General features: G+C 66.2%; 27 protein-coding genes. 6 read left to right on the top strand and 21 right to left on the bottom strand.

All coding sequences use genetic code 11. The features are described 5' to 3' along the window. The first annotated feature begins 27 nt into the window (after nucleotides 1-27). The 4 genes from EYZ64_RS07480 to EYZ64_RS07465 are packed head-to-tail and all read left to right on the top strand — an operon-like array spanning nucleotide 28 to nucleotide 4,122. Nucleotides 28-1,167 carry an ABC transporter ATP-binding protein gene (locus EYZ64_RS07480; RefSeq protein ID WP_135452887.1) on the top strand — a complete coding sequence of 380 codons (1,140 nt, stop codon included), beginning with the start codon at nucleotides 28-30 and terminating at the stop codon, nucleotides 1,165-1,167. A 5-nt stretch (nucleotides 1,168-1,172) separates the two neighbouring features. Continuing rightward, on the top strand, nucleotides 1,173-2,318 hold the full coding sequence (locus EYZ64_RS07475; protein WP_210115483.1) for a polyamine ABC transporter substrate-binding protein: 1,146 nt from the start codon (nucleotides 1,173-1,175) through the stop codon (nucleotides 2,316-2,318). Next, complete coding sequence (locus EYZ64_RS07470) at nucleotides 2,315-3,223, top strand: ABC transporter permease (RefSeq protein WP_135452886.1); 909 nt, start codon at nucleotides 2,315-2,317, stop codon at nucleotides 3,221-3,223. Before EYZ64_RS07475 ends, EYZ64_RS07470 begins: the two co-directional genes overlap by 4 nt. Then, nucleotides 3,220-4,122, top strand: coding sequence for an ABC transporter permease (locus tag EYZ64_RS07465; RefSeq protein ID WP_135452885.1), 903 nt, complete (start codon nucleotides 3,220-3,222; stop codon nucleotides 4,120-4,122). Before EYZ64_RS07470 ends, EYZ64_RS07465 begins: the two co-directional genes overlap by 4 nt. A 247-nt stretch (nucleotides 4,123-4,369) precedes the next feature. Here EYZ64_RS07465 and EYZ64_RS07460 read toward each other — a convergent pair whose 3' ends face one another. The 15 genes from EYZ64_RS07460 to rpsJ all read right to left on the bottom strand — a co-directional run bounded on the left by EYZ64_RS07460 (nucleotide 4,370) and on the right by rpsJ (nucleotide 12,255). Continuing rightward, nucleotides 4,370-4,720, bottom strand: coding sequence for a cupin domain-containing protein (locus EYZ64_RS07460; RefSeq protein WP_135452884.1), 351 nt, complete (start codon nucleotides 4,718-4,720; stop codon nucleotides 4,370-4,372). Beyond that, entirely contained in the window at nucleotides 4,717-6,141 is a 1,425-nt protein-coding gene (locus tag EYZ64_RS07455; RefSeq protein WP_135452883.1) for an NAD(P)/FAD-dependent oxidoreductase, read from the bottom strand. The genes EYZ64_RS07460 and EYZ64_RS07455 overlap by 4 nt, the downstream gene beginning before the upstream one ends. Nucleotides 6,142-6,196: 55 nt before the next feature. Then, nucleotides 6,197-6,721: an NUDIX hydrolase gene (locus tag EYZ64_RS07450; RefSeq protein ID WP_135452882.1), complete on the bottom strand. Its 525-nt coding sequence runs from the start codon at nucleotides 6,719-6,721 to the stop codon at nucleotides 6,197-6,199. A 9-nt stretch (nucleotides 6,722-6,730) separates the two neighbouring features. Beyond that, entirely contained in the window at nucleotides 6,731-6,832 is a 102-nt protein-coding gene (locus tag EYZ64_RS32620; protein ID WP_135452881.1) for a LuxR C-terminal-related transcriptional regulator, read from the bottom strand. Between the two features lie 93 nt (nucleotides 6,833-6,925). Beyond that, entirely contained in the window at nucleotides 6,926-7,222 is a 297-nt protein-coding gene (gene rpsQ, locus EYZ64_RS07440) for a 30S ribosomal protein S17 (protein WP_044516145.1), read from the bottom strand. Further along, entirely contained in the window at nucleotides 7,222-7,455 is a 234-nt protein-coding gene (gene rpmC, locus EYZ64_RS07435) for a 50S ribosomal protein L29 (RefSeq protein WP_090424620.1), read from the bottom strand. Before rpmC ends, rpsQ begins: the two co-directional genes overlap by 1 nt. Further along, on the bottom strand, nucleotides 7,455-7,871 hold the full coding sequence (gene rplP / locus EYZ64_RS07430; RefSeq protein WP_036441254.1) for a 50S ribosomal protein L16: 417 nt from the start codon (nucleotides 7,869-7,871) through the stop codon (nucleotides 7,455-7,457). Before rplP ends, rpmC begins: the two co-directional genes overlap by 1 nt. A gap of 2 nt (nucleotides 7,872-7,873) precedes the next feature. Beyond that, nucleotides 7,874-8,707, bottom strand: a complete 834-nt coding sequence (rpsC, locus tag EYZ64_RS07425; RefSeq protein ID WP_135452880.1) for a 30S ribosomal protein S3 — start codon at nucleotides 8,705-8,707, stop codon at nucleotides 7,874-7,876. Further along, the gene (rplV, locus tag EYZ64_RS07420) at nucleotides 8,707-9,171 is read right to left on the bottom strand and encodes a 50S ribosomal protein L22 (RefSeq protein ID WP_135452879.1); all 465 of its coding nucleotides are present in this window, start codon (nucleotides 9,169-9,171) and stop codon (nucleotides 8,707-8,709) included. The genes rpsC and rplV overlap by 1 nt, the downstream gene beginning before the upstream one ends. Continuing rightward, nucleotides 9,168-9,449 carry a 30S ribosomal protein S19 gene (gene rpsS / locus EYZ64_RS07415; RefSeq protein WP_003883480.1) on the bottom strand — a complete coding sequence of 94 codons (282 nt, stop codon included), beginning with the start codon at nucleotides 9,447-9,449 and terminating at the stop codon, nucleotides 9,168-9,170. Before rpsS ends, rplV begins: the two co-directional genes overlap by 4 nt. Before the next feature lie 21 nt (nucleotides 9,450-9,470). Further along, complete coding sequence (gene rplB / locus EYZ64_RS07410) at nucleotides 9,471-10,307, bottom strand: 50S ribosomal protein L2 (RefSeq protein ID WP_044516133.1); 837 nt, start codon at nucleotides 10,305-10,307, stop codon at nucleotides 9,471-9,473. 28 nt (nucleotides 10,308-10,335) lie between these two features. Continuing rightward, entirely contained in the window at nucleotides 10,336-10,638 is a 303-nt protein-coding gene (gene rplW / locus EYZ64_RS07405) for a 50S ribosomal protein L23 (RefSeq protein WP_064885135.1), read from the bottom strand. Next, on the bottom strand, nucleotides 10,638-11,285 hold the full coding sequence (rplD, locus tag EYZ64_RS07400; protein WP_135452878.1) for a 50S ribosomal protein L4: 648 nt from the start codon (nucleotides 11,283-11,285) through the stop codon (nucleotides 10,638-10,640). Before rplD ends, rplW begins: the two co-directional genes overlap by 1 nt. After that, on the bottom strand, nucleotides 11,285-11,935 hold the full coding sequence (rplC, locus tag EYZ64_RS07395; RefSeq protein ID WP_044516127.1) for a 50S ribosomal protein L3: 651 nt from the start codon (nucleotides 11,933-11,935) through the stop codon (nucleotides 11,285-11,287). The genes rplD and rplC overlap by 1 nt, the downstream gene beginning before the upstream one ends. A 14-nt stretch (nucleotides 11,936-11,949) precedes the next feature. Then, nucleotides 11,950-12,255, bottom strand: coding sequence for a 30S ribosomal protein S10 (rpsJ, locus tag EYZ64_RS07390; protein WP_003925843.1), 306 nt, complete (start codon nucleotides 12,253-12,255; stop codon nucleotides 11,950-11,952). A 520-nt stretch (nucleotides 12,256-12,775) separates the two neighbouring features. Here rpsJ and EYZ64_RS07385 point away from each other — a divergent pair. Next, complete coding sequence (locus tag EYZ64_RS07385; RefSeq protein WP_167857742.1) at nucleotides 12,776-13,249, top strand: hotdog fold domain-containing protein; 474 nt, start codon at nucleotides 12,776-12,778, stop codon at nucleotides 13,247-13,249. Here the strand turns inward: EYZ64_RS07385 and EYZ64_RS07380 are convergent. Both EYZ64_RS07380 and EYZ64_RS07375 read right to left on the bottom strand, forming a co-directional pair. After that, entirely contained in the window at nucleotides 13,246-13,599 is a 354-nt protein-coding gene (locus EYZ64_RS07380) for a nuclear transport factor 2 family protein (protein ID WP_135452877.1), read from the bottom strand. The two genes, EYZ64_RS07385 and EYZ64_RS07380, sit on opposite strands and share 4 nt — an antisense overlap. Before the next feature lie 5 nt (nucleotides 13,600-13,604). Continuing rightward, on the bottom strand, nucleotides 13,605-15,206 hold the full coding sequence (locus tag EYZ64_RS07375) for a carboxylesterase/lipase family protein (RefSeq protein WP_135452876.1): 1,602 nt from the start codon (nucleotides 15,204-15,206) through the stop codon (nucleotides 13,605-13,607). Between the two features lie 108 nt (nucleotides 15,207-15,314). On the opposite strand from EYZ64_RS07375, the gene EYZ64_RS07370 reads away from it, so the two are divergent. Beyond that, on the top strand, nucleotides 15,315-16,565 hold the full coding sequence (locus EYZ64_RS07370) for a cytochrome P450 (protein ID WP_135452875.1): 1,251 nt from the start codon (nucleotides 15,315-15,317) through the stop codon (nucleotides 16,563-16,565). On the opposite strand, the gene EYZ64_RS07365 is transcribed toward EYZ64_RS07370, so the two are convergent. From EYZ64_RS07365 to mftE, 4 genes are read right to left on the bottom strand one after another with little or no spacing between them, the layout of a single operon-like run. Further along, complete coding sequence (locus EYZ64_RS07365) at nucleotides 16,550-17,182, bottom strand: TetR/AcrR family transcriptional regulator (RefSeq protein ID WP_135452874.1); 633 nt, start codon at nucleotides 17,180-17,182, stop codon at nucleotides 16,550-16,552. The genes EYZ64_RS07370 and EYZ64_RS07365 overlap by 16 nt on opposite strands. 60 nt (nucleotides 17,183-17,242) lie before the next feature. Next, nucleotides 17,243-18,658: a mycofactocin dehydrogenase MftG gene (gene mftG, locus EYZ64_RS07360; RefSeq protein WP_135452873.1), complete on the bottom strand. Its 1,416-nt coding sequence runs from the start codon at nucleotides 18,656-18,658 to the stop codon at nucleotides 17,243-17,245. A gap of 33 nt (nucleotides 18,659-18,691) precedes the next feature. Then, a complete protein-coding gene (mftF, locus tag EYZ64_RS07355; RefSeq protein WP_135452872.1) occupies nucleotides 18,692-20,104 on the bottom strand; it encodes a mycofactocin biosynthesis glycosyltransferase MftF in 1,413 nt (470 codons plus the stop codon). Next, a complete protein-coding gene (gene mftE, locus EYZ64_RS07350; RefSeq protein ID WP_135452871.1) occupies nucleotides 20,101-20,844 on the bottom strand; it encodes a mycofactocin biosynthesis peptidyl-dipeptidase MftE in 744 nt (247 codons plus the stop codon). The genes mftF and mftE overlap by 4 nt, the downstream gene beginning before the upstream one ends. Between the last annotated feature and the right edge of the window lie 22 nt (nucleotides 20,845-20,866).

The following is a 20,866-nucleotide window of genomic DNA, read 5'->3' as shown; positions in this document are numbered from 1 at the left end:
CCCGCCCCAACGATCGAAGGAACCGGCATGACCGAAGCCAGCCTCGCCGAGGCACCGGCGCGAGCACAAAAGCCCGAAACCGCAATACAATTGCGCAAGATCACCAAGCAGTTCGGGGGCGCAACGGCGGTCGGTGGCGTCGACCTCGACATCCGGGCAGGAGAGTTCCTGTCGCTCCTGGGACCGTCCGGCTGCGGCAAGACGACGCTGCTGCGGATGATCGCGGGGTTCGAGGAGCCGGACGACGGGGACATCCTGCTCGACGGCTCGTCGATCGTCGGACTGCCGGCGAACAAGCGACCGGTCAACACCGTGTTCCAGTCCTACGCATTGTTCCCGCACATGACCGTCGCGGAGAACGTCGCCTACGGGCTGCGTCAGCAACGTACCCCGAAAGCCGAGATCGGCCGCAGGGTCGGCGACGCGCTGCGGCTGGCCAGGATGGAGAGCTTCGCCGATCGCAATCCGAAGAACCTCTCCGGCGGACAGCAGCAGCGGGTGGCGCTGGCGCGGGCGCTGGTGAACCGGCCCAAGGTGCTGCTGCTCGACGAACCGATGTCGGCCCTCGATCGCAAGCTGCGCGAAGAAATGCAGGTGGAACTCAAGCTGATTCAACTACAGCTGGGCATCACCTTCGTGTTCGTCACGCATGACCAGGAGGAAGCGCTGTCGATGAGTGACCGGGTGGTGGTCATGCGCGACGGCGCCATCCAGCAGATCGGCACCCCGGCCGAGATCTACAAATCACCCGCGAACTCGTTCGTCGCCGGGTTCATCGGGAAGCAGAACTTCCTCAATTGCATGGTCTCCGGCCCGGATACGCTCACCGGACCCGACTTCACGATCCGGCCCGACCGCGCCACGATGGACGGTCATGCCACCGGCAAGCCGGTGATCGCGGTGGTGCGGGCCGAGTCCATCTCGGTGAGCCCCGCCGTGGGCGAAACCCCGATCAACGCGGTCGACGGCATTCTGGCCAACGTCTCCTTCCTCGGAGAGACGGTCCAATACGTGGTGAAGACCGACTCCGGGTTGGAGCTGCTGTCCCGGATGCCGGCGGGCAATGCCCAACACCTGGAGCTGCATTCAGCCGTCCGGTGCAGCTGGGACGGCGACCCGGTGCACGTCTTCGCGGCGGATCCGTCGAATATCGCGACGGCTGGGTGAATCAGGTGGACAGACTACGAATCCTGGCCTCCCCCAGCGATGCCCGGCGAATCACCAGGCGCAGCCTGCTCGCCGGATTCGCCGTGGCAGGAGCCGGTCTGGCGATGTCCGGCTGTTCAAAGGGCGGCGTGCCGTCCCCGGCGGCGGACGGACAGATGGAGGACAAACTCAACATCTACTCGTGGGGCGACTACGACGACCCGGGCAACCTGGCGGAATTCGGCCGGCGCGGTATCACCGTCCAGGTCGACAACTTCGGCTCCAATGAGGAACTCGTCGCCAAGCTCGGCGCGGCCCGGGGCACCAGCGGTTATGACATCGTCGTTCCGACCGGCAGTTACGTCCCCATGATGGCGCACGCCGGCCTACTGGAGAAGCTGGACCATTCGTACCTGCCCAACCTCGCCAACGTCGAACCCGTCTATCGGCACCAGCCCTGGGACAGGAACAACGAGTACGCGGTGTGCAAGAACTGGGGCACAACGGGATTCGTCTACGACACGCGAGTGATCGACCGCGAGCTGACGTCGTGGCGCGACTTTCTCGACGCTGCACAGAACGAAGCGCGGGGCAAGACTACGGTGCTGGAGGATCCGTGGGAGGTGTGCGCGATCTATTTCGCGGCCAACGGCATCAACCCGAACACCACCGACGGACGCGATCTGGACGCATGTGAGCAATACATGGTCGACAAGATCGCGCCGACAATCTCGGCATTCGTGTCCCAGGTGTCAGCGCAACTGGCGCAGCGGCAATTCGCCCTGATGCACGCGTTCAACGGTGACGTGCGCCTGGCCCTGCTCGAAGACAACGATCCGGACCGCTGGCGTTTCGTGTTCCCGACCCCCACCGCCAACCTGTGGATGGACACGTGGGCCATAGCCAAGGGCGCCAAGCACCCCGACGCCGCCCACGCATTCATCAACTACATGCTCGAACCCGAGATCGGCATGAAGGAGATGGAGTACATCGGCTACCCGACCGGATTGACCGGCCAGCGGGACCTGGCTGAGCAGAACGAGGTTGAGATGACGGATCTGATCTATCCCCCGAAGGCGACACTCGACCGGTTGACCCCCGGCGAAGTCACCGAGGCCACGCCCCGGCTCGTGAAGATCCTGAACCGCATGCAGGCCGGAGCCGCGGCATGAGAAAGCTCTCCGCTGGAACGAGATCGACTGCCACGCTGTCCTTCCCACTGTGGGCGTATCTGGTCTTCTTCTTCCTGATTCCGACCACACTGATCGGCTGGTACAGCTTCGGGTACAAGCCCGACATCTACACCGCACGGTCCAACGACCGGCTGTCGTTCGACCGCTACGTCGAAGCCACCGACGCGACATTCCTGAGCACGTTCTTGAACACCCTGCGCATCGCCGGCCTCGGAACCCTGATCTGCCTGGCGGTCGGCCTGCCGTTCGCGTACTGGCTGGCAGTCAAGGTCGCTCCGCGCTGGCGCGCCATGCTGCTGGCCTTGGTGCTGATCCCATTCTGGACGAACTTCCTGGTTCGCACCCTGGGCTGGCAGATCATGCTCTCCCCAGAGGGTTTCGTCTCCGGTGCACTGAACAAGCTGGGCTTGATGGACGGCCCGCTGTCGGTGCTCTACACCCAGACCGCGGTGCAGATAGGGGTGGTCTACAACTATCTCCCCCTGATGATCATGCCGCTGTACGTCGCGCTGGAGCGGTCGGAGGCAAGCATGCGCGAGGCCAGTCACGACCTCGGCGCGGGCCGTCTGCGAACGTTCCTCGACGTGACGGTCCCGACCGCGCTGCCCGGCATCGCGGCCGGCTGCCTGCTGGTGTTCATCCCGCTGATGGGCGACTACATCACGGCGTCGGTACTCGGCGGCGCGCAGGGAAACATGGTCGGCCAGTTGGTCGCAGCGCAGTTCAACGTCGCCCAGAACTGGGCGCTGGGATCGGCCATGTCGATCGTCCTGATGACCTTCATCCTCGTCACCGTGGCTGCCGTCGGCCTCGTCGCCCTCACCGTCAAGACCCTCATCAAGCGGTCGCGCCGCGTCACCATTCCTGAAGGGGCACAAGCATGACCGAAACACTCGAGCGTCCCGCACCCGAGGTCGCGGCGGCGCCGCGCAGGCGCCGATCCCGGGATCTGATCGCTCTCGGCCTGCGGGTCTGGGGCATCGTGGTATACGCGTTCCTGTTTCTGCCGATCATCGTGATCGTCGCGTATTCGTTCAATACCGGCCGAATTCTCGCTGCGTGGCAGGGATTCGGGTTCAGCGCCTACACGAGCGCATTCGACAACATCATGATCAAGAACTCGGTGCTCACCTCGCTGCAGGCCGCGGTCGGGGCCGCGGTGCTGTCCACGATCCTCGGCACGCTGGGCGGATTGGCGCTGGCCCGGTCCCGCAACGGCAGTCGCTGGGCGACGGCACTGACCGCCATCCTCGCGGTCACCCTGGTCACACCCGAAGTGGTGACCGGCATTTCGTTGCTGCCCTGGTTCGTGACCCTGGGCACCGACGCCGGCTTCCTGCCGATGAACAACGGCTTGATCCGCCTGGTCATCTCCCACACAGTCATGTCGGTAGCCGTGGTGACATTCATCATCCGGGCGCGGATGCAAGGCACCGATCTACGACTTGAGGAGGCCGCGGCAGACCTGTACGCCGGCAAGTGGAACGCATTCCGTCAGATCACGCTGCCACTGGCCTTCCCCGCGATCCTGGCCGGTGCACTGATGTCGTTCACACTGAGCCTGGACAACACCATCGTGTCGAGCTTCGTCCAGCTTCCCGGCTCAACACCGTGGCCGGTGTACATCTTCTCGTCACTGAAGGTGGGCCTTCGGCCCGAGGTGGCTGCGGTGTCGACCTTGATGCTGGTGCTCACGCTGATCGCGCTCGGCGCCGTGGCGTTTGTGCTCCGCCGCACCGGCGCCGGCTCGCAAGAGATCGCCCAGACCCTGGCCGGGGGCTGACGCGGTCGATGACGTCATGAGCCGGCACTGTGGCGAATGCGCATCCCCGGACGGCGCTTTCAGCCGGTCACACCGGCCCCTTGCAAAGATGGAGATGTCTGGGCTTCGAGGTACTTGTGCCGAGGATTGCGGTCAGCATGTGGCCGCAATCCTCGGCGCAGAGCTCAACACAGCACGCTGACAGAGCCATTCGTCTGAGCGTGAAAGGCCCGCGACCGACTTCGCTAGGCCGACGTCGTTTCCGGACCTAGGCGATGTACACCTTCCGCAGCGTCTCGCGCACCGTCCACGTGGTGTGTTGCCCCTCGTACAGGCGAACGAGGCTGCCTGGACGCAGATCGATCGCCGGGGAACCGTCGTCGAACGCGACGGTCCCGTCACCGCTGAGAACGACGAACACCTCGTCGGCCTCCACATCGCGGGACACCCCGGGTGTGTGTTCCCAGATCCCGATGGTCACGTCCGACAACTCGGTCAGATCGCGATGCGCCGTCGTCGGGGCCCCGTCCACCACCAGCTCGTCGGCGAGCGGTGTGTGGTCGAGCGCCAACGCGGCGGCGTCGACGGCATTGCCCGGCAGCGCTGCGTTCTCGCTCATGAATCGAACCCCAGCCCGACGGCATCGAGCGCCTTGAGCAGGACGTTGCGGCGCCCCTCACGGTGGTCGGCCCGGTCCAGCGCCCAGCGGGTGGCCTGAATCCCGGCCGATGCCAACGGTTCCGGCGGGAATGGCAGCGGCATCGACTTGACCATGTCGACTTCGGTGCGCGCCGTCGGTTTACCGGCGAAACGGTCGAGCATGACCTCGGCGGCGAACCGCGTGGCCGCGACGCCGAGCCCGGTGAACCCAGCGGCGTATCCGACCCGGTCTCCGTACGCGGAGCCGAAGAACGCGCAGAATCGCGTCGAGGTGTCGATCACGCCGGCCCAGCGATGGGTGAAGTTGACATCCTCGAGTTGTGGGAACGCCGTGAAGAAGTGGCCGGCGATCCGGCGGTAGGTGGCATCGCGGTCCTCGTACTCAGGCCGGATCTGCCCGCCGAAGTGGTAGACAGCGTCGTACCCGCCCCACAGGATGCGGTTGTCTTTCGACAACCGGTAGTAGTGGAACTGGTTCGACATGTCGCTGATGCCCTGCCGGTTGGTCCAGCCGATTTCGGCCAGCTGGGCATCGGTCAGCGGTTCGGTCATCAAGGCGTAGTCGTAGACCGGCACCGTGTGGTAGCGGTACCGCTTCAACAGCGACGGAAAGCCGTTGGTCGCCAAGATCACTCGGTCGGCCTGCACCGACACCCGCTCGGTGCGGACCGAGAGCGGCCCGCCGAGCCGGCCGCGCCCGAGACCGAGCACCTTGCTGTTCTCGTAGATTTCCACACCGAGTTCAGTTGCGGCACGGGCGAGTTCGCTCGCCAGCTTGGCGGGGTGAACCATCGCGGTGGTGTCCTTCGACCACACTCCGGCCAGGTACGTCGGGGAGTTGACCTCGGCGCGGATCGCCTGCTGGTCGAGGTAGACCTGGCCCGGCTGCACGGCGGCGGAGGCCAGTTCGGCGGCCTGGTAGGGCTCGAGCGCGACCGCGAGCGAGCCGGTCCGTTCGAAGTCACAATCAAGGCCCAGTGAGTCGACGGTGTTCTCGATGCCGTCGAGGTTCTCCAACCCGAGCCGGTCGAGGACATCCATCTCATCGGGCCAGCGGTTGCGGCCGTTCTGCTCACCGTGGGTGAGCGACGCCTCGACGAAGCCGCCGTTGCGGCCTGAGGCCGCCCAGCCGATTGTCTGCCCCTCGATCAGGGCAACCCGGATACCGGGATCCCGCTGCTTTGCCAACAGCGCCGACCATAGCCCGGTGTAGCCGCCACCGACCACCACCAGGTCGTACTGGGATGACGCTTTGGTCAGCCCCGGATAGCTTGGCTGAGCAGGCACGTCATCGAGCCAGAAGGGCTGAAGGGTGGTGTTGGCCAGCGAACGGTCGACGAGGCTGGCAGCGGGAGCGTTTCGTTCGAAAACGGTTTGCACGGGTATCTTCCTAGACGGTGTTGTACCACCAGTAAGAAGGATTTCCCGCACTACCTCAAGGGTGTTGACGTAAGCGCAGCAGCTGCGGGATCAGCACCCGGGTATCGGGTACGAACGGCCAATCCGGGTCGGCCAGGTGTGCGGCCAGCTCCGCGTCGGTCCACCACCAGCCGTCGACGATCTCCTCGGGCTGGTGCCGGATCGGGCCGTCCCAGCCCACCTCGTAGGCAAACAGATGGCAGCGCATGGGTTTTCCGGCCCACTGCCCGTCCCAAGCCACGGACGCCAGTGCTGTCAGAGGTGGGCCGCTGACGCCGAGTTCCTCGGCCAGTTCCCGGGTTGCGGCCTGCGCCGGCGTCTCCCCCGGGTCGACGACGCCGCCGGCCAGACAGTCGTGCATGCCGGCGAACACCGCCTTGGTCATGGTGCGTCGGTGAACGTAGATGCGTGTCCCGTCCAGAGAACGCACCAGAACTCCGGCGCTGGCGTGCCACAGGCCCTCGGCGTAGACACGTGAACGTGGCGCCGCGCCAATCACATTGCCGTCGGCGTCGTACTCCGCGACGAGTTCGTCGATCATGTCGTCACGTTACCGGCCGGCCTTCCTGATGGCCTCACGGCGGTTGACCGCGCCGAGCTTACGGTCGATCGACCGCTGGTGAGTCTTGAGTGTGTTCACCGAGATAGACATCTTGTCGGCGCCGTCAACCGGCCAGCCCGATACACAAAAGTGCCCCAAACCCGAAGGTTTGGGGCACTTTTCAGTCTGCTCGCGCGAAAAAGACTACTTCGCCTTTTCGAGAACCTCGACCAGGCGCCACCGCTTGGAGGCCGACAGGGGCCGGGTCTCCATCAGCGAGACGCGGTCGCCGATGCCGGCGTCGCCGTTCTCGTCGTGCGCCTTGACCTTCTTGGTGGTCCGGATGATCTTGCCGTAGAGCGGGTGGCTCTTACGATCTTCCAGCTCGACCACGATGGTCTTCTGCATCTTGTCGCTGACCACGTAGCCGATGGCGGTCTTGCGACGGCCGCGCGGCGTCTCGGTGGCCGGGGTGTGCTTGGGGCCCTTGGTATCTGCCATTACGAATCCTCACCAACGGGTCCGGAAGCCAGACCCAACTCACGTTCACGCAGCACGGTGTAGACCCGTGCGATCTCCTGGCGCACAATGCGCAGCCGACGGTTGTTCGCCAGCTGACCGGTCGCCATCTGGAAGCGCAGGTTGAACAGCTCTTCCTTCGACTCGCGCAGCTTGTCCTTCAACTCGGTGTCGGACAGTTCGCGCAGTTCACCAGGCGTAGTTCCCACTGCCATCAGAACTGCTCCTCTCGACTCACGATGCGTGCCTTGATCGGCAACTTGTGGATTGCGCGAGTCAGAGCTTCCTTGGCGATCTTCTCATCCGGGTAGCTGATCTCGAACAAAATGCGTCCGGGCTTGACGTTGGCGATCCACCACTCCGGCGAACCCTTACCGGAACCCATGCGGGTCTCGGCGGGCTTCTTGGTCAGCGGGCGGTCCGGGAAGATGTTGATCCACACCTTGCCGCCACGCTTGATGTGCCGGTTGATGGCGATACGAGCGGACTCGATCTGCCGGTTGGTGATGTAGGCGTGACCGAGGGCCTGGATGCCGTAGTCACCGAAGCTCACCGACGTGCCGCCGCTGGCGATGCCACGCTGCCGTGGGTGGTGCTGCTTACGGTGCTTTACCTTGCGGGGAATCAGCATGATTAGTTCTCCGTGCTCTCAGCTGCGGGCGCCGAAGCTGCCGCGGCCTCGGTTGCGGCCGGTGCATCGTCTCCGGTCGCGGCGCGGCCGGCCTCGGTGCTCGTCGCCGTGGTGCCCGACGCACCGCTACGACGCGGCCGGGTGCCCGACGGACGCTCACGACGCGGCCGGTCACTGGCCGGCGCGGCGGCGGTGAGCTCACGCTTACCACCGACGATGTCGCCCTTGTAAATCCAGACCTTCACACCGATGCGGCCGAAGGTGGTCTTGGCCTCGTAGAGGCCGTAGTCGATGTCCGCACGCAGCGTGTGCAGCGGGACCCGACCCTCGCGGTAGAACTCCGAGCGGCTCATCTCAGCACCGCCGAGGCGGCCCGAGCACTGCACCCGGATGCCCTTGACGTTGGGCTGACGCATGGCCGACTGGATCGCCTTGCGCATCGCGCGGCGGAACGCCACGCGGTTGCTCAGCTGCTCGGCGACACCCTGGGCGACGAGCTGCGCCGTCGACTCAGGGTTCTTCACCTCGAGGATGTTCAGCTGAACCTGCTTGCCGGTCAGCTTCTCCAGGTCGGCGCGGATGCGGTCGGCCTCGGTGCCGCGGCGACCGATGACGATGCCGGGACGCGCGGTGTGGATGTCGACGCGGACCCGGTCCCGGGTGCGTTCGATCTCCACGTCGGCGATGCCGGCCCGCTCCAGGCCGGTGGCCAGCAGCTTGCGGATGGCAACGTCTTCCTTGACGTAGTCCTTGTACTGCTTGTCGGCGTACCAACGGGACTTCCACTCGGTGGTGATACCGAGCCGGAAGCCGTGGGGGTTGATCTTCTGGCCCACTACTCCGAGCCTCCCTTCGTCTCGGCCGTGCCCTTCGCAGCAGCAGCCTTGCTGCCCTGCGCACGACGGCTGCGCGCGGATGCGGCGGCCGCACCCTTTTGCTTGGGCGGACGGCTCTCAACGATCACCGTGATGTGGCTGGTGCGCTTGCGGATCCGGAACGCACGCCCCTGGGCACGCGGACGGATGCGCTTGGCGGTCGGACCCTCATCGGCGTGGATGGTCGCAACCACCAGCGTCGTCGGGTCCAGGCCCTCGTTGTTCTGCGCGTTGGCGGCAGCGCTCGCGATCACCTTGGCGACCGTCTCGCTGGCACCCTGCGGCGCCCACCGCAGGATGTCGAGGGCTTCCTCGACACTCTTGCCGCGGACCAGATCGATGACCCGGCGGGCCTTGCTGGCGGAGACGCGCACGAAGCGCGCCTTCGCCTGCGCTGACGGGTATTCAATGACTGTGGTACTCATCGCCGCTTGCTCTTCCGGTCGTCCTTGATGTGACCCTTGAAGGTTCGCGTCGGGGCGAATTCGCCGAGCTTGTGCCCGACCATCGCCTCGGTGACGAACACCGGGACATGCTTGCGGCCGTCATGCACCGCAAACGTGTGCCCGATGAAGTCGGGGAGGATGGTCGACCGACGCGACCAGGTCTTGATGACCTGTTTGGTGTTCTTCTCGTTCTGAACGTCGACCTTCTTGAGAAGATGGTCGTCGACGAACGGACCCTTTTTAAGACTACGAGGCATCGCTGCTACTCCTTCCGCGGCCTAGCGCTTCTTGCCGGTGCGCCGGCGACGGACGATGAGCTTGTCGCTCGGCTTGTTGGGCTTGCGGGTGCGGCCCTCAGGCTTACCCCACGGGCTGACCGGGTGGCGGCCACCGGAGGTCTTGCCTTCACCACCACCATGCGGGTGGTCAACCGGGTTCATCACGACACCACGGACGGTCGGGCGCTTGCCCTTCCACCGCATACGGCCGGCCTTACCCCAGTTGATGTTGGCCTGCTCGGCATTGCCCACCTCGCCGACGGTGGCGCGGCAGCGCACGTCGACGCGACGGATCTCACCGGACGGCATACGCAGCGAGGCGTAGGTGCCTTCCTTACCCAGCAGCTGGATGCTCACGCCGGCCGAACGGGCCAGCTTGGCACCGCCACCGGGCCGCAGCTCCACAGCGTGGATCACGGTGCCGGCGGGGATGTTGCGCAGCGGCAGGTTGTTGCCGGGTTTGATGTCGGCGTTAGGCCCCTGCTCGATGACGTCGCCCTGCTTCAGACCCTGCGGCGCGATGATGTAGCGCTTCTCGCCGTCCAGGTAGTGCAGCAGCGCGATGTTCGCGGTGCGGTTCGGGTCGTACTCGATGTGAGCGACCTTGGCGTTGACGCCGTCCTTGTCGTGGCGACGGAAGTCGATGAGGCGGTATGCGCGCTTGTGGCCGCCACCCTTGTGACGGGTGGTGATGCGGCCGTGCGCGTTACGCCCACCGGTGCCATGCAGCGGACGGATGAGCGACTTCTCCGGAGTCGAGCGAGTGATCTCGGCGAAATCGGAGACGCTCGAACCGCGACGACCCGGGGTCGTCGGCTTGTACTTGCGAATTCCCATATCAGTTAAATCCTCTTAGTTCCCGGCGTTACGCCGGGGCTCCGAACAGTTCGATCGGCTTGCTGCCGGCGGCCAGGGTGACGATGGCACGCTTGGTGTCCTTGCGCTTACCGAAGCCCGAACGGGTGCGCTTGCGCTTGCCCTGCCGGTTGGCGGTGTTTACCGAACTCACCTTGACGTCGAAGATCTTCTCGATAGCGATCTTGATCTGCGTCTTGTTCGAATCCGGGTGCACGACGAACGTGTACACGTTGTCCTCGATCAGCCCGTACGACTTCTCCGAGATGACCGGGGCCAGGATGATGTCGCGGGGGTCGGTCACGGTAGCCATCAGGCCGACACCTCCTCTTTGGTATTCGCCGAGATGTACGCGTTCAGCGCCTCGACGCTGAACACCAGGTCGTCGGCATTGAGCACGTCGTAGGTGTTGAGCTGATCCGGCGAGATCACATGCACACCAGGCAGGTTGCGGACGCTCTTGAGCCCGACCTCATCGGTGCGGCCGATGATGATGAGAACCTTCTTGTTCTCGGTCAGCGAGCCCAGGAACGCCTTGGCGCTCTTGGTAGAGGGGGTCTGACCCTCGACCAGCTCGGTGATCGCGTGGATCCGCTCGTTGCGGGCCCGGTCCGAGAGCGCACCGCGCAGGGCGGCGGCGATCATCTTCTTCGGGGTCCGCTGGCTGTAGTCGCGCGGCTGCGGGCCGTGGACGACGCCACCACCGGTGAACTGCGGTGCACGGGTCGAGCCCTGACGCGCCCGACCGGTGCCCTTCTGCCGGTACGGCTTCTTGCCGCCACCGGAGACCATGGCGCGGGTCTTCGTCGCATGCGTGCCCTGACGCTTGGCCGCCAACTGAGCGTTGACCACCTGGTGCATCAGAGCGATGTTGGGCTCGACGTCGAACAGCGCGGCGGGCAGCTCGATGGAGCCGTCCTTCTTGCCTGCCGGCGTCTTCACATCAATTTTGAGAGTCATTACTTCTCGCCTCGCTTGATTGCGCTGCGGACAACCACCAGACCACCGTTGCGTCCGGGGATGGCGCCCTTGATCAACAGCACGCCGTTCTCGGCATCGACCTTGTGAACCTTGAGGTTCTGCGTGGTCACCCGATCGTGGCCCATGCGGCCCGACATCCGGGTGCCCTTGAACACGCGGCCCGGGGTGGCGCAGCCACCGATGGAGCCGGGGCGGCGGTGCACTGCCTGGGCGCCGTGCGAGGCGCCCTGGCCGGCGAAGCCGTGACGCTTCATGGTGCCGGCGAAGCCCTTGCCCTTGCTGGTGCCGGTCACGTCGACGTAAGCACCGTCGGCGAAGATCTCGGCGGTCAGCTCCTGGCCCACCTCGTACTCGGCAGCGGCAGCCTCGTCGACCCGAAGCTCAGCCAGGTGGCGGCGCGGGTTGACACCCGCGGCGGCGTACTGGCCGGTGACGGGCTTGTTGACCTTGCGCGGGCTGATCTCGCCATAGGCGAGCTGCACGGCGCTGTAGCCGTCGCGCTCGGGGGTACGGATAAGGGTCACCACGTTGGGGCCGGCCTTGACGACCGTCACCGGGACGACTTTGTTGTTCTCGTCGAACACCTGCGTCATGCCCAGCTTGGTGCCCAAAATGCCTTTTCTAGCCATTTTTCTCGGGTCTCCTACTGGATGTTGACGTCGACACTGGCCGGCAGGTCGATGCGCATGAGCGCGTCAACCGTCTTCGGCGTCGGGTCGAGGATGTCGATCAGTCGCTTGTGGGTGCGCATTTCGAAATGCTCCCGCGAGTCCTTGTACTTATGCGGCGACCGGATGACGCAGTAAATGTTCTTCTCGGTCGGCAACGGCACGGGGCCCACCACGCTGGCACCGGTACGGGTGACCGTCTCGACGATCTTGCGCGCCGAGGCATCAATGGCCTCATGGTCGTAGGCCTTGAGCCTGATGCGGATCTTCTGTCCCGCCACGCTTCTCCTACCTCTACTTCGTACATCGGCCGGCCGTATCGAAGCCTCGATGGGAAACCCACCGAAACCCGTCGGGCCTGGTCCCCGGCGCGGGTGCGCCGAGTATTGCCGCCGCTGTTTACCTGTCTGTGGTCCACCGGCCCCCGCGGTCGGGCGTGTCGCCTTCTCGCACACTTTCTCGCCCTGGAAATCAGTCGCGATCTAGTGTTGGGACCGGATGCGCCCGTGGGGGCGCGGGTCGGATGCCTGGCCAGGAATACCCGGCGCAAGGCAACCCGAACAGTATGCCTTAGATCCGGGCGTGCTCCAAATCCGCGATCGAGCAGGTCGGGGCCGGTCGACGCAACGGGGAAAAACGGCGTCCGGCTTCCGGATTTCCAGGCAGTATTCCTGCGCTCCGGCGACCGTGATCGCGTACGTAACGCCATGGCGGAAAAAGTCGCCCGCGGCGGCCACCACGTTACGGGCGGCGCGAGCCCAACCCTCCGCACCGAACTTACTCTTGAGTAAGGTTTGGCACATGACGCAGCCCAGCCCGACCTACAGAGCATGGAAGAAGTTGTCAGCGCTACCCGGCGGCAGCTGGGCGTTCTCCGCCGCGGCCATGGCCCGGGTGCCCTACTTCGCGTCGATCCTGCCGCACGTGGTGCGCATGGAACCGGGGCTGGCCGAGGTGACGGTGCCCAAATGGTTCTACGTCTACAACCACCTGCACACCGTGCACGCCATCGCGTCATGCAATGCCGCCGAGATGGCGATGGGCATGTTGATGGAGGCCACCGTGCCGACGACGCACCGCTGGATCCCCAAGGCGATGAACGTGCAGTACCTCGCGAAGGCGACCACCTCGTTGCGTGCCACCGCAGAGCTCGCACCGCCGGATTTCGGCGCGATCACCGAGGGCACCGACGTCGTGGTGCCCGTCAGCATCACCGACCGCAACGGCGTGGAAGTGGTGCACGCCGACATCACCACCTGGGTCACTCCGGCCTAGTCCAGGTAGGTGCCGTGCCCTTCGCGCACCAGGGCGCCGTCGAACAGCAGCACCTCATTGACCAGCCCGCCCCGCTGATTGCGGTAGTGGATCACCAGCGCCGACTCGCCGCGATAGGTGCCGAGCACCTCGAACTGCAGATCCGGCATGCCGGCCAGCGCCGTCGTCCAGTAATGACGTAATGCGTCCTTGCCCCGCACCACGCCACCGGTCTCGGGCAGCACGCGCGCGGCGACCGGTGAACTGAACACCACGTCGTCGTGGAAATGGGCCAGCACCGCCTCGACGTCGTGCGCGTTCCACGCACTCACCCACTCTTCGGCGAAGGCCTGCGGATCCGGTGTCGCCATCGAGTTCACTTCTCCCTCAGCCCCGCCCAGAACGGGCATTGATGAACGTGCGCATAGCCATTGTCGACGCGACTGCCGTCGGCCTGCAACGACATTCGTGAGCCGTCGAACTCCGGCCAGCCCGGCTGGCCGTCGACCGCGGGATCACCGGTGCGCACGAAGGCGCTCCAGTAGTCGATCATCTGGTCCGAGAGCTGTTGCTGCGCCGGGTTCAACGGGGGCGCCCCGCCGACGTCGAACAGATAGCGAAGCTCCAGTGAGTGACTGGCCCCGACCGGGAAGGGCAGCGTCCGCATGACCTCCGGCGCCGGCGCGGAGCGGTCGTTGAACTCGTAGGCGTAGACGGGACCGGTACGGGACAGCTCACCGGCCATCCGGTCCGACACACAGGCAAACGCACCGTCGGTAACGGCCGCCGAATATGCCTGCGCCACACCGCCATAGCGATCAATCGGGTAATGCACCCCGACGGCCGCGGCATCGGCGCCGAAGGTCTCGGACAGTAGCCGCGGGTAATCCTCGGTGGTGTAGCGCTGCCCCTCCCGCAGATAGCGCAACGCCACGAAGAGGGTGAACTCATCACGGGTGGTGCCGATCAACACCGGCACCGCTTCGGCCCCACCTGATCCGAACGCCGCCAACGGGGCTTGGGGGATCAATGCCGATCCGGTGACCGGACCGGTCAGCTCGTCACTGCCGATATTGAAGTACCACACCGGTTTTCGCAGACCATCCACGGGAAGTGCCCGCAGGCAGGTACCAGCGGTCGCGGGGTCAGGGCATCCGGCGGCGGCCGCGTAATCGAGCGACCGGCGGGTCGCTGCGGGGAGATCGGCCTGTGCCTGACACGGGGCGCTCATCAGTATCGCGGCGCGGAACAACCCCGCCGAGCCCGGCGACACCAGATGATCACACACTGACATGCCGCCCGCGGATTCGCCGGCGACAGTGACCTTTTCCGGATCGCCGCCGAAGTCGGCGATGTTGTCCCGCACCCACCGCAGCGCCGCCTGCTGGTCGGCCAGACCGTAGTTTCCGACGTCCCCACCGGCCCCCAGGGCCGGGTGCGCGAGGAAGCCCAGGGTGCCGAGCCGGTAGTTGACCGTGACCACGACGATGTCGCCGCGCGCGGCCAGCCGTCCCGCGTCGTAGATGCCACTGCTGCCGCCGGCGAACGCGCCGCCGTGGATCCACACCATGACGGGGCGCAACTCATCCGAGACGGGCGGTGTCCAGACGTTCAGGCTCAGGCAGTCCTCGGCCGTGTTGGCGCCGCGTTCGGGATCTGAATCGGGGTCCTGGATGCACCGCGGGCCGGGGCGGGTGGCGTCGCGCTCCCCCGGCCATCCCGGCGCGGGAGCCGGCGCGGCGAACCGCATCGCACCCACCGGCGCGGCGGCGTACGGAATCCCGGCGAACAACCGATGGTCGGATACCACTGCGCCGCGCAAGGTTCCGGCCGCGGTCTGGACCAGCGCCTGGTCCGACCCCTGAGCGTGGCCCTGTGGATGGCCGGGCGTCACCGCCTGCCCGCCACCGCGAACACAGCCTGCAACCAGCATCGCCAGCATTGCCAGCATTGCGACGGCGCACCGCCCTGACCGCATGGCAGTGAGCGTACGGGGCCGATCGGAAAAATCCTCTCCCTTACGTGGCGGCGATCACATATGGTGGCAATTGACACCCGTCAAGTACCGGTCACGTGAGGAGTCTGTATGAGCGCGCCGACGATGGACGACGCCGCGAAGGTGCTCGCCGACCCGACGGCTTATGCCGACGACGCGCGCCTGCACACCGCGCTGACCCATCTGCGCGCGAACAATCCGGTGGCGTGGGTGGACAACGCGCCCTACCGTCCCTTCTGGGCGATCACCAAACACGCCGACATCATGGCCGTCGAGCGGGACAACGACCTGTTCATCAGCGAGCCACGGCCATTGCTGGCCACCGCGGCAGCCGACGACCTCGCCAAGCAACAGCTCGAGGCCGGCATGGGCCTGCGCACGCTGATCCACATGGACGATCCGCACCACCGCAAGGTTCGGGCGATCGGTGCAGATTGGTTCCGCCCCAAGGCAATGCGTGACCTCAAGGTCCGCGTCGACGAGCTCGCCAAACGCTATGTCGACAAGATGCGCGACATCGGACCAGAATGCGATTTCGTCACCGCGATCGCCGTCGACTTCCCGCTCTACGTGATCATGTCGCTGCTCGGGCTGCCCGAGGATGACTTCGCTCGCATGCACATGCTGACCCAGGAGATGTTCGGCGGCGACGACGAGGAGTACCAGCGCGGCAAGTCCCTGGAGGACGGCCTGGCGGTTCTGTTGGATTTCTTCGCCTACTTCTCGTCGCTGACCGCGTCGCGCCGCGCCAACCCGACCGAGGATCTGGCCTCGGCCATCGCCAACGGCACGATCGACGGGGAGCCGCTGTCCGATGTCGATACCGCGTCCTACTACGTCATCGTCGCCAGCGCGGGCCACGACACCACCAAGGACGCCATCTCCGGCGGATTGCATGCGCTCATCGAGAATCCGGACCAGCTGGCCAGACTGAAGGCACAGCCCGAGCTGATGGGCACGGCGGTCGAGGAGATGATCCGGTGGTCCACCCCGGTCAAGGAGTTCATGCGTACCGCCACGGCCGACACCACCGTGCGCGGCGTGCCGATCGCCAAGGGCGACTCCGTGTACCTGGCCTATGTTTCCGGCAACCGTGACGAGGAAGTGTTCGACGCCCCGCACCGCTTCGACGTCGGGCGGGATCCGAACAAGCACTTGGCATTCGGATACGGCGTGCACTTCTGTCTCGGCGCGGCTCTGGCCCGGATGGAGATGAACAGCTTGTTCACCGAGCTGTTGAGACGGCTCGACTCCATCGAATTGGCCGGAACGCCACAGCTTTCCGCGACCACGTTCGTCGGCGGACTCAAGCACCTGCCGGTTCGCTACTCGTTGCGTTGAGGGGACGCCGTGGACCGGCGGTGGGTGGCCAGAAAGCCGTCCACCGCGGCCCGCACGCACGTGGTGTGGTCGAAGTCCGAAAACGTGGTGAGCTTGCCCAACACGATCGGGCCGAGCAGCAGTGCGGCAGCCTGCGTGCGATCCACCTCGCCGAGTTCCGCCATGGCTTCGGGGCTGTCGAAGATCGCCTCGAACGGCGCCGCGTAGTGCTCGGCCACCCGATCGCGCAGGGTCCGCACCTCGGCGCTGTCGCCCGTCCGCGGGGGCGGTTGCTCGATGTCGCCGCCCAGCGCCAGCCATGACATGGCGGTGATGCTGATCGGCGCCTCGGCGATCGAGTCGGCCTGCGCCTGGACCAGCCCGATCAGACGGTCACGCAGCGAGCCATCCTCCGGCGGCATCGGCGCGGCCGGGATGAGTGCGCGAAATGCCGCTGCCAGCAGGTCATTTCCGCTCGGAAAGTGCCGATACAACGTCGCCCTGGCCACGTTCGCCGCCCTGGTGACCGCGTCGACGGTGACCGCGCTGGGCCCGCCCGATCGCAACAGCGCGGTCGCCGCCTCCAGCAGCCGGGCCCGGGACCGGGCCGGGCGCGGGTCACCGTTTTCGGCAGTCATTCGCCGTCCCACCTCCACCAAACACGCCTACCGTTCCGCCACGAGGCTAACGGTCCCAACTCAGATCGCGAGGAACTCCGCGGCCCGATGACCAATCATGGCAATGGTCGCGTGCGGGCCGCGACTGGTGATGGCCGGCATGATCGACCCGTCCACGACCCACAGGCCCTCGACTCCCAGCACCCGGCAGGTCGGATCGAGTACCGCGTCGGGCCCGGTTCCCATGGGCGCGGTCCCGGCCAGATGCTGCGATGTCGACCACGACGCATCACCGACTTTCGCTGTGTGACTTATCAATTCACGGGCCAGCTCGGCACCCCGGCGGAGTGTGTCGACGTCCGCTGCCACCGTGTCGTAGCGGTGCTCGATGACCGGCGCCACCGTCGGATCGGCCGACGCCAACCGGACCCGACCGCGCGAGTGTGGTCGCATCAGGGCCACACCCAGGTGCGGGAGTTCGGCGGGATCATGTCCAGGCCCGTGCACCATGGCGGCGAAACCGGCCGTGTACGGGCGAACCTCGATACCGTCGGCCGTGGTGAGCACGGCCTCCAACGGGGGCAGGTCATGCGTGGGCACCCAGGAGACCGGGAGTACCCATTCCGGATGGTCGACGGTGCGCATGCCCACCGGCAGGCCGGCCACCACCTCGACACCGAGCGCCTCGAGATCGGACGGTGGCCCGACACCGGACAGCAGCAGCAGGTGCGCGGACCCAATTGCACCAGAACACAGCACGATTCGATCAGCGCGGAGAACCGCACCGTCATCGCACCGGACCCCGACGGCCCGGTTCGCGCGGAACAACACCTGATGAACCCGGGTGTCGGTGTGCACCTCGAGGTTGGGTCGCTCCAGCGCCGGTTTCAGGTACGCACCGCCCGGCCCAACCCTGGTCCCGCCGTTGATGTTCAACGGAACCGCCCCGACCCCGGCGGGCAGCGCCGCGCCGGCATCCGAGCCGTTCAGATCCTCGATCCAACCGAACCCGGATCTGGTGGCGGCGTCGACGAATGACGCTGTACAACCGTCGAATTCGCGCACCCGCCGAACCGTGATCGGGCCGCTGCCGCCATGGAGTGCGGTGTCGAAATCCAGATCCGACTCGATGGCACGGAAATGCGGCAGCACATCCCGCCAACCCCAGCCCGGTACCGCCCAGGTGTCGAAGTCTGTGGGCAACCCCCGGCAGAAGTAGCCGCCGTTGACCGCACCGGAACCACCCACGACCGACCCGCGGATGATCTCGGTGTGCCTCGGCGGGTTCTCCGTCAGCACCGACGCGTAGTGGCGCACCACCGAGCTGGCCGTCCCGATCGGCAGCCGCAGACCGTCGGTGATCTGCGCCTCCACCCGCGGGTCACTGGGCCCCGGACCAGCCTCGACGACGGTGACGTTGCAGCCGGGATCGCCGGAAAGCCGTTCAGCCAGAATTGATCCGGCGCTTCCGGCACCGACGATCAGGACGTCCCGCACGCGAGGAGGACAAGATGGCAGTTGCAACTGGCTTTAGCTCCGCAGCTGCGGCTTGAGCGCACCCAGCTGGCGTTCCCGCACCACCCCGGTCCACAAGCCGATCCCATAGGCCAGGTCGTCCAGACGCTTCAGCAGAATATGGGCCAGCAGGCCCACCGGTTTGGTGTCGTCGTCGGCGTTGCCGCGCCGGCTCGCCCAGTCGACCACGCCGTCGAGCACCGCGGCCACCAGCACCGCGTGCCTGGCTCGCCGGAAAAACAGGGCGGCGATCAGGGCCACCGGCCAGTAGTGCCGGCAGATCGCCGAACACAGCTGCAGAGCCGCCGACCACAACCCGCGCGCGGTCACCGCGGCGACCTCGGTGGGCTCGGTGTCGACGGTACTGAGGGAGCGCGCGATGCGCCGGCCGGTGAAGATCGCGATCACCACGGAGCCCACATATCCGACGTACGACCCCATGGCCAGGAACAGCCACACCATCAACGTCCACCCGGAGATCACCACCGGGGCGGTCTTACCCGGGTGCCGGACGCTCAACGGTGCCGCGGACGTGCCGTAGAAAGCCTTGCGGTTGAACCACTCTCGCAGATCGGTCCGGTGGTCGTGGGCCACCAGCGCGATCGGCTCGTACCGTAGCCGGGCCCCGGACTCGACCAGCCGCCAGCAGAGATCGACATCCTCACCGGACTGCATGGTCTCGTCGAACCCGCCCACCGCGGCCAGCGCCGACCGCCGGCAGATGATGGCCGCACTCGGCACGTACGACACCGGACCGTAAGGCACCACCGGCGCCTCACGCACTCCGAGATCCAACGACGAACGAACGGCCTCGTACCGGGCCACTACATTGTCGGCCGTGTGCAGCCCGACGATGCGCGGCGCCACCAGCGCCACCGCCGGGTCGCAGAAGTGTCCGAGCAATGCCTCCAGCCACCCGCGCCGAGGCACCACATCGGAATCCAGGAACGCCACGAAATCGGTCCCGGACGCGGCCAGGCCGGTGTTGCGGGCGGCCGCCGGACCGTTGCTGCGGAGGTGCCGGAGCACCTGCACATCGCAGTGCATCCCGGCGAACTCCGATTGCGCGACGGGAACCGCCGAACCGTCGTCGACCACGATCACCCGCAGGCCCCGCAGAGCTGCGATCAATCGGTGCAGACCGGATACATTGTCGCGCACCGGGATAACGACCGTCACGTCGCGATGCGACGGCCCACTCGGCGGACGGGGATGGGCGACCGTGGCGTCGAGCAAAGTCCGTGCCAATTGCGCGCTCTGCGCATCATGCACTTCCAGGCGGCCACCGTTGAGCATGGTCTGCGCCGTCGGCGCCAACCGCAGCAACCGGGTCGGTGACCCGCCGAGCAGCGCGGCGCCGGCCCCGAGCACCTTGACACGGCGATCCACCTGGACGGCAAAACCGTCGGGCAGCCTCGGTCCGGTCATGTCAACAATCCGTTCCGGTCCGGCTGCCATCGCTTCATCCGGCGGGCGCAGCCGTTGACCATTTCAGCAAAGATACGCTCCCCCTCGGCAGCCGTGGCGGTTGTCGGGTCACCGAGCACCCCGACTTCGCTGACCGCTGCGATCCCGCCACTGCGCATCGCAGGCATCAGCTCGGCCAATGGGGCGGTGTTCCCCGCAGTCAGGTCGTCGGTCCAGACATCGCCGGGCGAAATATGTAGCAATACAGATGTTTCGGTATGCCCCGCGTGTGCGTCGGCACCCGCGGCGATGCACGGAACCCAGCCAACGTCGCGGCCCTCCTGGCGCAACAGGGCGACCGCTCCGGCCAGCGCCTCGACATTCCCCCCGTGACCATTGACGAAGACGAGTTTCGACGCCCAGCTCGACGCGGAGCGTCCGTACTCCACCAGCAACGACCGCAAAGCGGCGGTGCCGATCGACACCGTGCCGGGGAACCCCTCGTGCTCGCCACTGGCGCCGTAGTGGACGGGCGGCGCGACCATCCAGTCACCGTCCGGGCCGCCGTCGAGTTGCTCGAGAACCCCGTGGGCGACGGCCGCAGCGATACGCGTGTCGGTGTCCAGGGGCAGGTGTGGACCATGTTGCTCGGTAGAGCCCACCGGGATGATCAACATTGGCGACATGCTGCGTAGCTGTCTCGACGTTGAGTTCCCGAGCCCGCTGGGGAAAGCCACGTGCCGATCGTAGGCCGAATTCACCTACTGTGCGCCAATTGTTGGA

It is taken from the genome of Mycobacterium sp. DL99, assembly GCF_004762045.1.
Lineage (GTDB): Bacteria > Actinomycetota > Actinomycetes > Mycobacteriales > Mycobacteriaceae > Mycobacterium.
This window is presented reverse-complemented; position numbering and strand designations above follow the sequence as displayed.

What these genes read in the sequence shown, in the direction of transcription:
- rplP (WP_036441254.1), bottom strand. Translation starts at nt 7,871, where the DNA reads ATGCTGATTCCCCGCAAGGTAAAGCACCGTAAGCAGCACCACCCACGG.
- rplW (WP_064885135.1), bottom strand. Translation starts at nt 10,638, where the DNA reads ATGGCTACCGTGACCGACCCCCGCGACATCATCCTGGCCCCGGTCATC.
- EYZ64_RS07370 (WP_135452875.1), top strand. Translation starts at nt 15,315, where the DNA reads ATGAGCGCGCCGACGATGGACGACGCCGCGAAGGTGCTCGCCGACCCG.
- EYZ64_RS07450 (WP_135452882.1), bottom strand. Translation starts at nt 6,721, where the DNA reads ATGATCGACGAACTCGTCGCGGAGTACGACGCCGACGGCAATGTGATT.
- EYZ64_RS07365 (WP_135452874.1), bottom strand. Translation starts at nt 17,182, where the DNA reads ATGACTGCCGAAAACGGTGACCCGCGCCCGGCCCGGTCCCGGGCCCGG.
- mftF (WP_135452872.1), bottom strand. Translation starts at nt 20,104, where the DNA reads ATGACCGGACCGAGGCTGCCCGACGGTTTTGCCGTCCAGGTGGATCGC.
- EYZ64_RS07470 (WP_135452886.1), top strand. Translation starts at nt 2,315, where the DNA reads ATGAGAAAGCTCTCCGCTGGAACGAGATCGACTGCCACGCTGTCCTTC.
- rplC (WP_044516127.1), bottom strand. Translation starts at nt 11,935, where the DNA reads ATGGCTAGAAAAGGCATTTTGGGCACCAAGCTGGGCATGACGCAGGTG.
- rplB (WP_044516133.1), bottom strand. Translation starts at nt 10,307, where the DNA reads ATGGGAATTCGCAAGTACAAGCCGACGACCCCGGGTCGTCGCGGTTCG.
- EYZ64_RS07460 (WP_135452884.1), bottom strand. Translation starts at nt 4,720, where the DNA reads ATGAGCGAGAACGCAGCGCTGCCGGGCAATGCCGTCGACGCCGCCGCG.
- rpsQ (WP_044516145.1), bottom strand. Translation starts at nt 7,222, where the DNA reads ATGGCAGATACCAAGGGCCCCAAGCACACCCCGGCCACCGAGACGCCG.
- EYZ64_RS07375 (WP_135452876.1), bottom strand. Translation starts at nt 15,206, where the DNA reads ATGCGGTCAGGGCGGTGCGCCGTCGCAATGCTGGCAATGCTGGCGATG.
- EYZ64_RS07465 (WP_135452885.1), top strand. Translation starts at nt 3,220, where the DNA reads ATGACCGAAACACTCGAGCGTCCCGCACCCGAGGTCGCGGCGGCGCCG.
- EYZ64_RS07480 (WP_135452887.1), top strand. Translation starts at nt 28, where the DNA reads ATGACCGAAGCCAGCCTCGCCGAGGCACCGGCGCGAGCACAAAAGCCC.
- rplD (WP_135452878.1), bottom strand. Translation starts at nt 11,285, where the DNA reads ATGACTCTCAAAATTGATGTGAAGACGCCGGCAGGCAAGAAGGACGGC.
- EYZ64_RS07380 (WP_135452877.1), bottom strand. Translation starts at nt 13,599, where the DNA reads ATGGCGACACCGGATCCGCAGGCCTTCGCCGAAGAGTGGGTGAGTGCG.
- rpmC (WP_090424620.1), bottom strand. Translation starts at nt 7,455, where the DNA reads ATGGCAGTGGGAACTACGCCTGGTGAACTGCGCGAACTGTCCGACACC.
- rplV (WP_135452879.1), bottom strand. Translation starts at nt 9,171, where the DNA reads ATGAGTACCACAGTCATTGAATACCCGTCAGCGCAGGCGAAGGCGCGC.
- rpsS (WP_003883480.1), bottom strand. Translation starts at nt 9,449, where the DNA reads ATGCCTCGTAGTCTTAAAAAGGGTCCGTTCGTCGACGACCATCTTCTC.
- EYZ64_RS07385 (WP_167857742.1), top strand. Translation starts at nt 12,776, where the DNA reads ATGACGCAGCCCAGCCCGACCTACAGAGCATGGAAGAAGTTGTCAGCG.
- EYZ64_RS32620 (WP_135452881.1), bottom strand. Translation starts at nt 6,832, where the DNA reads ATGTCTATCTCGGTGAACACACTCAAGACTCACCAGCGGTCGATCGAC.